An 8948-nucleotide genomic window follows, 5' to 3' on the forward strand; every position below is an offset into this window, starting at 1 on the left:
AGATGAACGATTACGACAATCCGCTGCTGCACAAGCTGAAATGGGCGTATCTGCTGTTGGTGGTGACCACGTTGATGACGCCGGTGCTTTATGTGATGTATGTGTCGTTCAACGCCAACGGCTTTGGCGCGAACGCGTATGTTTTCACGCTGGAATGGTACGGTCTGATCTTCTCGGACGAGCTGTTGATCGGCGCGCTGCGCTGGACCTTCATGCTGGCGGTGGTGGTCACGGTGATCGCTGTGCCCATGGCGCTGTTGGCGGCGAAATACTACAAATCGGCCAACAACAAGCTCTTCCCGGTGTTCCTGCTTTTGGCGCCGCTCTTTGTGCCTCCAGATATCCTCGGTTCGGCGCTGCTGGTGTTTTTCAAGAACCTGAACCTGACCTTCGTGTGGCTGGGCGATCTGCTGGGCACCACGATATTCGACAGCTGGTTCCGGCTCAGCTTTCTGACTGCGACCATCGGCCTGATCATCTATACGATCCCCTATTCCTTCGTGGTGATCCTGATCACCATGGGCCGCTACCGCCCCGAACAGACCGAAGCCGCGCGGGCCTGCGGGGCGAACGGCTGGCGCGCCTTCTGGGACATCGAGTTTCCGCAGATCCGTGCGGGCGTCTTTTCGGCCTGCTCTTTCACGGTGATCCTGGTGTTCAACGAATACACCCGTACCAGCCTGCTCAAGGGCGGTTTTGACACGTTCACAACCGTTCTGATCAGCCAGATGCTCAACACCGGAATGTCGCCGCAAAGCTATGCGATGTCCGCGCTGGTCAGCTTCATTGCAATTGCCGTGATCGGCTCCATCATCCTGTTTACAATGCTCCGGGCTGACAGCCTGTCGCGCACCGCGCGTGCCAAGGCGGAACCGGTGATGTCATGACCAAGGGGACACCTGATATGACCAGCCCGAGACCGCCCGCCGTCGAGGTGCGCAACCTGTCCAAACACTATGGCGATTTCGTAGCCCTGCGCGACGTGAACGTGACCATCGGTGCGGGCGAGTATTTCGTGCTGCTGGGGCCGTCCGGTGGGGGCAAGACGACGCTCTTGCGCACCATCGGTGGCTTTCACCGGCCCACCAGCGGCGAAGTTTTGCTGAACGGTCAGAGCGTGGGTCACCTGCCCCCCGACAAACGCCCCACGACGATGGTGTTTCAGGCCTATGCGCTTTTCCCGCACATGACGGTGACGCAGAATGTGGGCTATGGGCTCAAGGTCGCGGGCCTGCGCAAGGACAAGATCGCCGAAAAAGTCGATTATGCGCTGGAGCAGGTGGGGCTGTCGCAGTTCACCCACCGCAAGCCGCATGAGCTGTCCGGCGGTCAGCAGCAGCGGGTGCAACTGGCGCGCGCAATCGTGCTGGACCGCGACATCCTGCTGCTCGATGAGCCGCTGGCGGCGCTTGATGCGCAGCTGCGCAAGGACATGTGCCTTGAGCTCAAGCATTTGCAGGAACAGGTCGGCATTACGTTCATCCACGTCACCCACAACCAGGAAGAGGCGATGACGGTTGCGGACCGCATCGCGCTGATCGCCAATGGCAATCTGGTCGAATGCGGCAACGCGCGCGACATCTATCGCGCGCCGGACAAGACATTCACCGCCAGCTTCGTGGGCGAAAACAACATGCTCAGCGGCAAGATCGCCACCGCCAACGGCACCTCGGCCATCGTCGATGTGGCGGGCGCGCGGCTGAGCGTCGACACCCGGGGCTTGCACGTGCAGGATGGGCAGCCTGTGAACCTGTCGATCCGCTCGGAATGCGTGGCGATTGATCACGCCGATGCGGCCGCGGACGCCCATTCGATCAAGGGGGCTTATACCGAAAGCGTGTATCTGGGGCTGACCACATCGCACCTGGTGCGCCTGCCCGACGGCACGGAGATGATCAGCCGCGTGATCTCAGACACGGATGACGGCCTGCCTGAGGCGGGCGCGCCGCTGCGCGTCACCTGGAAGCCATCCGACATCCGTTTACACGTGGAGTAGGTCACCATGCCATCGAACCCGCGCATCCCGTTTCAGCTGTCCTCGGACCGGCCTGCCCTGGCAGCCCCCGAGGGCAAGCCGCTCATCGTGCATATCGCGATGAATATCGAATACTGGCCCATCGAACGTGCCATGCCGCGCGGCATCATTCCCGCGCCCCATGGTGCCACGCCCGCACCGCCCGATGTGCCCAATTTCTCGTGGGTGGAATACGGCTTGCGCTGTGGCATGCCGCGCATTCTCGGCATGCTGACGCGCAGGGGCCTGCCGTGTTCCGCCTTTCTCAACGCGCAGGTGGCGGATGTCTATCCCAGCCTGATGGACGCGGTGACGGAGGCAAACTGGGAACTGGTCGGGCATGGCTGGTTCCAGCAATCGCTGAAACAGGCCGGTGATGAGGCCGACGTGATCCGCCGCTGCCTCGACCGGCTGGAACAGGCGGGCGGCACCCGCCCCCGCGCCTGGCTCGGCCCGGGTCTGGGCGAAACCGAAGATACGCCTGACATCCTCAAGGCCGAAGGGATCGAGTTCCTGCACGATTGGGTTCTCGATGACCTGCCCACTTGGATAAAGACGAAACACGGTCCCCTGATGTCCCTGCCTTACAGTTTTGAGCTGAACGACGTGCCGGTCTATGCGATCCAGAACGGATCCACCGACGAATACCTCAAACGGGTGGAGGCCACATTGGCCACTTTCGAGCGTGAATTGCAGAGCCAGCCGCGCGTAATGACCCTGGCGCTGCACCCGCATATCATCGGCGTGCCGCATATCGCGCATCACTTCGAGGCCGCGTTGGACCTGCTGCAAGCGCGCGACGACACGATCTTCATGACCTCAAGTGGCATAGGCGACTGGTATGCCAGCGCCGACCCCGACGGGGCAGGCCGCGTCATGGAGAGCGCAGATGACTGAGAAATCGACCGCCCTCGACACCCTGAAAGTGCTGGATCTGACCCGTGTGCGCGCAGGCCCCACCTGTTGCCGCGTGCTGGCCGATTTCGGAGCCGATGTGATCAAGATCGAGGCCCCGGCGGGCAAGGATCCCTCCGCAGGCGTGTCTGGCGCGCGGCATGGCTATGACATGCTGAACCTGCACCGCAACAAACGCTCGCTGACACTCAACCTCAAGGACCCCGACGGGCGTGCGCTGTTTTTGCGGCTGGTGGAAACGGCGGATGTGGTGGTGGAGAACTTCCGTCCCGACGTGAAGGACCGGCTGGGGCTCGGCTATGCCGCACTGGCCGAGGTGAACCCGCGTATTATCCTCGCCTCCATCTCCGGTTTCGGTCAAACCGGCCCTTATGCGGGTCGCGCGGGTTTTGACCAGATCGCGCAGGGCATGGGCGGGCTGATGGGCGTGACCGGCGATCCTAAGGTCGGGCCGATGCGCGCGGGCGCAGCGGTGGCAGACAGCGCCTCGGGCCTTTATGCGGCCATCGGTATCCTTGTGGCGTTGCAGGAGCGCACGACCTCAGGGCAGGGCCAGTGGGTCCAAAGCTCCCTGCTGGAGGCGCAGATCGCGATGATGGACTTTCAGGCCGCCCGCTATCTGGTGGAGGGTGAGGTGCCGCAAAGCTCGGGCAATGAACACCCTTATGTGACCCCGATGGGCGTTGTCGCCACCGCCGACGGTTACCTGAACCTCGGCGTTGGCAGTGACGCGCAATGGCGCGCCTTTTGCGATCTGATCGACCGGTCTGACTGGGGCACGGACGCAGCCTATGCCACCAATGCCGCACGGTTTGAAAACCGCCCGCACCTTTGGGCTTTGCTTGCGCCGATCTTTGTCACGAAAAGCACCAGCGACTGGGTCACGGCGCTGGAAGAGGTTGGCGTACCCGCCGGGCCGATCTACGCGATGGACGAGGTCTTTGCCGATCCGCAGGTCCGGCATCTGGGCATGGCCGCCCCGGTCCACCACCATGCGCGGGGCGAGACGCGTCTGGTGGCGCAGCCCGTGAAACTGTCGCGTACCCCTGCAACGATCTATGCCTCTGCCCCCGATGCGGGCGCGCAATCCGACGCAATCCTGACAGATGTCGGGCTTTCGCAGGCAGAAATCGCCGACTTTCGCGCGCGCAATGTCATTTGAAGGATTTTCTCATGAACCACTATGACCCTGACATGGTCTCGATGCCCGTTAACCCGGTGTGGGACGACATCCGCGACGCGGTCGGCAAGCTTTGCGATGACTTTCCGAACGCGTATTGGATGAAGCTCGACAAAGAAGACGCCTATCCGCAAGAGTTTGTGACCGCCCTGACGCAAAGCGGTTTTCTGGGCGCTCTGATCCCCGAGGAGTATGGCGGGTCGGGTCTGCCGCTATCGGCGGCGGCGGCAGTCCTGGAGACGATCCACGCAAAGGGCTGCAACGCCGCAGCGTGCCACGCACAGATGTATACAATGGGCACGGTGCTTAAACACGGGTCCGAAGAGCAAAAGCAGAAATACCTTCCCAAAATCGCGACGGGTGAGCTGCGCCTCCAGGCCTTTGGCGTCACCGAGCCGACCACCGGCAGCGACACGACCCAGCTTAAGACGCGGGCCGAAAAGACCGAGCGCGGCACATATGTGATCAACGGCCAGAAGGTCTGGACCTCACGCGCGTTTGAATCCGATCTGATGCTGCTGCTTGCCCGGACCACACCGTCGGACCAGTGTGCAAAACGCTCCGACGGGATGTCGGTTTTCCTGATCGACATGAACGAGGCCAGAAAAAACGGCCTCTCGCTGTCCAAGATCGACGCGATGATCAACCACAACACCTGCGAGGTCTTTTTCGACAATGTCGAGATCCCGGCCGATACGCTGGTCGGTGAAGAGGGCAAGGGCTTTCGCTATATCGTCGACAGCATGAATGCGGAACGTATCTTGATTGCCGCGGAATGCATCGGGGACGCTAAATTTTTCATCGAAAAAGCCTGTGACTATGCCAATGACCGTTCCGTTTTCGGCAGGCCGATCGGGGCCAATCAGGGCATCCAGTTTCCCATCGCCGATGTCTATGCCAAGGCGCAGGCCGCCGAGTTGATGGTGACCAAGGCCGCAGCCGTGTTCGATGCGGGCGGCAAGGCGGGTGCCGAGGCAAACATGGCGAAACTGCTGGCCGCTGACGCCTCCTGGGCCTGTGCGGAGGTGTGCATGCAGACCTATGGCGGCTTTGCCTTCGCGCGCGAATACGGGATCGAGCGCAAGTGGCGCGAGGCCCGACTTTATCAGACCGCGCCGATCTCGAAGAACATGATTTTCGGCTTTCTGGGCCAGCATGTTCTGGGATTGCCGCGCAGCTACTGAGCGGAGCGCCACACTTGCGCAGGTCCCGCATCTGTGGCCACATTCGCCATAACGATCTGCCCCGGCAAGGGGTGGGCAAGGGGCATCTTCACGCCCACGACAGTGAACAACAACACCAGGGAGACAACGATGAAAACACTCAAATCACTGGCGGCCCTGTCCGCCACAGCCATCCTGATCGGGTCCGCGGCACCGGTCTTTGCCGAAACGTCCTGGGATATGGCGACGCCATACCCGGAGGGTGAGTTTCACACCCAGAACATCCTGCAATTTGCAGAAGACATCTCCGCCGCGACCGATGGTGGCCTGAGCATTACCGTCCACTCCGGTGCGTCGCTGTTCAAACACCCCGAAATCAAGCGGTCGGTTCAGAACCAGTTTGTCCCAATCGGCGAGGTGCTGATGGCCAATCTCTTTAACGAGGATCCGATCTTTGGCGCCGATAACATCCCGTTCATCGCCACCACCTATGACGACGCCAAGGCGCTGTGGGACGCGCAACGCCCCTTGGTCGAAGCCAAACTGGCCGAGGATGGCATCCGTCTTCTTTATGCGGTGCCGTGGCCTGGTCAGGGCTTTTTCACCAACAAGGAGCTGAACGTCGGAAGCGATCTGGAGGGTCTGCGCTTCCGCACCTACAACGCGACAACGGCGCGGATGGCCGAACTGCTGGGTGCGTCGCCCACCACGATCGAGGCCGTCGAGATCCCTCAGGCGTTCTCGACCGGGATCGTGGACGCCATGGTGACGTCGGGCGCCACCGGCGCGCGCACCAAGGCTTGGGACTTTACCACCCAGTTCTATGATCTGCAGGCCTGGCTTCCCAAGAACATGATCATCGTCAACGAAGCCGCTTTCTCGGGTCTGCCCGCAGACCAGCAACAGGCGATCCTGACGGCGGCTGCCGCTGCCGAGACGCGTGGCTGGGAGATGAGCCAGGAGGTGGCCGGTGTTTCGGTCGACAGCCTGGGCGAGAACATGACCGTGCACACAGCCGGGGAGGCCCTGTCCGCCGATCTGGCCGCCGTCGGTGCGCAGATGGCGGCAGACTGGGCCGCGGATGTGGGCCCCGAAGCCCAAGCCATTCTGGACGCCGTGAAGTAAAGACCGCGCGGGGGCAGTTCCTATTGCCCCCGCGCACCCGGTCAGGGGCGGAAATGGGGAGGACGATGGGATGATCACGCGCGGTCTTGATGCGGTCTATAGGGCCGCTGGCGCATTGGCGGGCGTCTTTCTGGTCGCCATTTGCGTCATCGTCACAGCGCAAATCGTGGCGCGGCAGTTCGAAACCATCATTCCGTCCGCCGATCAATTCGCGGGCTTTTGCCTTGCCGCGACCTCGTTTCTGGGGCTCGCCTACAGTTTTCGAAGCGGCAGCCACATCCGCGTCACGCTGTTCGTTCAACTGCTCAGCGGCACGGGCGGGCGGATCATGCTGATCCTTGCCCTTGCGATGGCGGCCTGGATCACCGGCCTTTTGGCATGGCACACGTTGTATATGGTCGTGCAGAACGCCAGCCGGGGCGAATTGACCTCGGGACTGGTGCCCGTGCCGTTGTGGATCCCGCAGATGGGCATGGCCATCGGTGTGACCCTTTTCGCCGTGGCAATTCTTGAGGATCTCGTCAGCGCCATTCTGGGCCGCGATACCGTGTTCAATCAGGCCGAAGCGGAGCGCGATGCGCCGCTTGATGGTGCAGGAGATATCTGATGCGACCAGCCACATGCGCCGTCCCGCGAGAAGCCGCTTGCAATGGACCCTAACGTCGTTTCTTTTGTCCTGATTGGGGCCATGCTGGTGCTGCTGGCCTGCGGCATCTGGGTGTCGCTCACGCTGGCGGTTGTGGGTTTTCTGGGTATCGCCGTTTTCACGAACGCGCCCGCTGGCGCGATCATGGCAACAACCATCTGGGCGCAATCGTGGTCCTGGGCGCTCACGGCGCTGCCGCTGTTTATCTGGATGGGCGAAATCCTTTACCGCACAAAGCTGGCGGCAAGTATGTTCACCGGCCTTGCACCCTGGATGAACGCACTGCCGGGGCGGCTCTTGCATGTCAATGTCGTCAGTTGCGGGCTTTTTGCCGCCGTCTCGGGCTCATCGGCGGCCACCACCGCGACCATCGGCCGGATCACCATCCCCGAGCTGGAAAAGCGCAACTATGACCAGAAGATGATCGTGGGCAGCCTCGCAGGCTCTGCGACGCTGGGCTTTTTGATCCCGCCCTCCATCATCCTGATCGTCTATGGGGTGGCCGCCGAGGTGTCCATCAGCCGACTGTTCATCGCAGGCATCCTGCCAGGGCTGATGCTGATGCTGCTTTTCATGGGCTACATCATGATCTGGTCGCTGATGAACCCCGACCGCATCCCGCCCCGCGAGCCGCGCATCCCCTTCCTGGAGCGCATCCGCGCCACCGCCGGGCTGTTTCCGATGCTGGCGCTGATCTTCGCGGTCATCGGCTCGATCTACGCAGGTATCGCCACTCCGACCGAGGCGGCAGCAGTCGGTGTCCTGGGTGCGCTTGTGTTGTCCGCGCTGAGCGGCATGCTGTCTTGGACCTCCTTCGCCGAGAGTGTCGCGGGGGCCACGAAAACCACCTGCATGATCACGCTGATCCTTGCGGGCGCCGCATTCCTGTCCGTGGCAATGGGGTTTACCGGCATTCCGCGCGCGCTGGCCACATGGGTCGGATCGTTTGATCTCAGCCAGTTCGAGCTACTCATCGCGCTCACGCTTCTTTTTGTGGTCATGGGGTGCTTCCTCGACGGGATCTCGATTGTGGTGCTCACCGCCTCGGTGATCATGCCCATGGTGCAGGCTGCGGGCATCGACCTGATCTGGTTTGGCATCTACCTTGTGGTCGTCATCGAGATGTCGCAGATCACGCCACCGGTGGGGATCAACCTGTTCATCCTGCAGTCCATGACCCGCCATGATCTGCTGAAGGTTGCACGCATGGCATTGCCGTTCTTTATGGTACTGGTGCTGGCGACGTTCCTGTTGATCGTCTTTCCGCAGATCGCCACGTACCTGCCGTCCCTGATGACCCGTGGCTAGGGTCAGGATCCATTGATTTCCGTCTAGCGGCGTGATTCACGGCACGAAAGACGAGCGGTGAACATGTCTGATCTTTTTTGGTTGAGCGACGCGCAGATGGCGCGTCTTGAGCCCTTCTTTCCAAAGTCCCACGGCAGACCCCGCGTCGATGACCGGCGTGTGCTGAGTGGGATTATCTTTATCAATCGCAATGGTTTGCGGTGGCGAGACGCCCCTGCTGCCTATGGGCCGCACAAGACGCTATACAACCGTTGGAAACGGTGGAGTGACAAGGGTGTCTTGGATCATCCGGTACGATCAGCGTGTTCCGACGGATCTCCCGGTGCAGCGTGGAGGGGTTTCGGCTGAGCCTGGCCGCGATCTCCCGGATCGCGATCCCAGCATCACGCCACCTCCAAAGCTTGCGGCCTTCCTCCAGGCTCAGTTGGCTATCGTGCTTTCCCACTCATTTTCCTCCGCACAAACTCCTGTTTTCATACAGAAGTTGCACTTCGAATGTGAATCCAACCCCAAGGGGATCGACCAACGCTCTGCGGTCGTGACCTTAACCTGACTGCGGACCGGCCGGACGATCTTGAAATCAAGATCCCCGCATTT

At 61.5% G+C, this 8948-nt stretch carries 9 protein-coding genes and 1 pseudogene; 9 read left to right on the top strand and 1 reads right to left on the bottom strand.

Translation table 11 applies throughout. The annotated features are described in order from the left end of the window. The first annotated feature begins 2 nt into the window (after window positions 1-2). From HEP69_RS22115 to HEP69_RS22155, 9 genes and pseudogenes are all read left to right on the top strand, one after another. A complete protein-coding gene (locus HEP69_RS22115; RefSeq protein WP_290560685.1) occupies window positions 3-887 on the top strand; it encodes an ABC transporter permease subunit in 885 nt (294 codons plus the stop codon). Between the two features lie 17 nt (window positions 888-904). Next, window positions 905-1996, top strand: coding sequence for an ABC transporter ATP-binding protein (locus HEP69_RS22120; RefSeq protein WP_290560686.1), 1092 nt, complete (start codon window positions 905-907; stop codon window positions 1994-1996). 6 nt (window positions 1997-2002) lie between these two features. After that, the gene (locus tag HEP69_RS22125; protein WP_290560687.1) at window positions 2003-2911 is read left to right on the top strand and encodes a polysaccharide deacetylase family protein; all 909 of its coding nucleotides are present in this window, start codon (window positions 2003-2005) and stop codon (window positions 2909-2911) included. Continuing rightward, entirely contained in the window at window positions 2904-4091 is a 1188-nt protein-coding gene (locus HEP69_RS22130; protein ID WP_290560688.1) for a CoA transferase, read from the top strand. The genes HEP69_RS22125 and HEP69_RS22130 overlap by 8 nt, the downstream gene beginning before the upstream one ends. Window positions 4092-4102: 11 nt before the next feature. After that, the gene (locus HEP69_RS22135) at window positions 4103-5293 is read left to right on the top strand and encodes an acyl-CoA dehydrogenase family protein (protein ID WP_290560689.1); all 1191 of its coding nucleotides are present in this window, start codon (window positions 4103-4105) and stop codon (window positions 5291-5293) included. 129 nt (window positions 5294-5422) lie between these two features. After that, on the top strand, window positions 5423-6397 hold the full coding sequence (locus tag HEP69_RS22140; protein WP_290560690.1) for a TRAP transporter substrate-binding protein: 975 nt from the start codon (window positions 5423-5425) through the stop codon (window positions 6395-6397). Window positions 6398-6467: 70 nt separating this feature from the next. Beyond that, entirely contained in the window at window positions 6468-7004 is a 537-nt protein-coding gene (locus HEP69_RS22145; RefSeq protein ID WP_290560691.1) for a TRAP transporter small permease subunit, read from the top strand. A gap of 42 nt (window positions 7005-7046) precedes the next feature. Further along, on the top strand, window positions 7047-8351 hold the full coding sequence (locus tag HEP69_RS22150; RefSeq protein ID WP_290560692.1) for a TRAP transporter large permease subunit: 1305 nt from the start codon (window positions 7047-7049) through the stop codon (window positions 8349-8351). Window positions 8352-8414: 63 nt separating this feature from the next. Further along, window positions 8415-8630 (top strand): annotated as a pseudogene (locus HEP69_RS22155) (transposase); the annotation flags it as partial. On the opposite strand, the gene HEP69_RS22160 reads toward HEP69_RS22155, so the two are convergent. After that, window positions 8533-8796: a helix-turn-helix domain-containing protein gene (locus tag HEP69_RS22160; protein WP_290560693.1), complete on the bottom strand. Its 264-nt coding sequence runs from the start codon at window positions 8794-8796 to the stop codon at window positions 8533-8535. The pseudogene HEP69_RS22155 and the gene HEP69_RS22160 sit on opposite strands and share 98 nt — an antisense overlap. Window positions 8797-8948: the final 152 nt, after the last annotated feature.

Source organism: Aestuariivita sp. (assembly GCF_021404545.1).
GTDB lineage: Bacteria > Pseudomonadota > Alphaproteobacteria > Rhodobacterales > Rhodobacteraceae > Aestuariivita.

What these genes read in the sequence shown, in the direction of transcription:
- HEP69_RS22145 (WP_290560691.1), top strand. Translation starts at nt 6,468, where the DNA reads ATGATCACGCGCGGTCTTGATGCGGTCTATAGGGCCGCTGGCGCATTG.
- HEP69_RS22125 (WP_290560687.1), top strand. Translation starts at nt 2,003, where the DNA reads ATGCCATCGAACCCGCGCATCCCGTTTCAGCTGTCCTCGGACCGGCCT.
- HEP69_RS22115 (WP_290560685.1), top strand. Translation starts at nt 3, where the DNA reads ATGAACGATTACGACAATCCGCTGCTGCACAAGCTGAAATGGGCGTAT.
- HEP69_RS22150 (WP_290560692.1), top strand. Translation starts at nt 7,047, where the DNA reads ATGGACCCTAACGTCGTTTCTTTTGTCCTGATTGGGGCCATGCTGGTG.
- HEP69_RS22140 (WP_290560690.1), top strand. Translation starts at nt 5,423, where the DNA reads ATGAAAACACTCAAATCACTGGCGGCCCTGTCCGCCACAGCCATCCTG.
- HEP69_RS22130 (WP_290560688.1), top strand. Translation starts at nt 2,904, where the DNA reads ATGACTGAGAAATCGACCGCCCTCGACACCCTGAAAGTGCTGGATCTG.
- HEP69_RS22135 (WP_290560689.1), top strand. Translation starts at nt 4,103, where the DNA reads ATGAACCACTATGACCCTGACATGGTCTCGATGCCCGTTAACCCGGTG.
- HEP69_RS22120 (WP_290560686.1), top strand. Translation starts at nt 905, where the DNA reads ATGACCAGCCCGAGACCGCCCGCCGTCGAGGTGCGCAACCTGTCCAAA.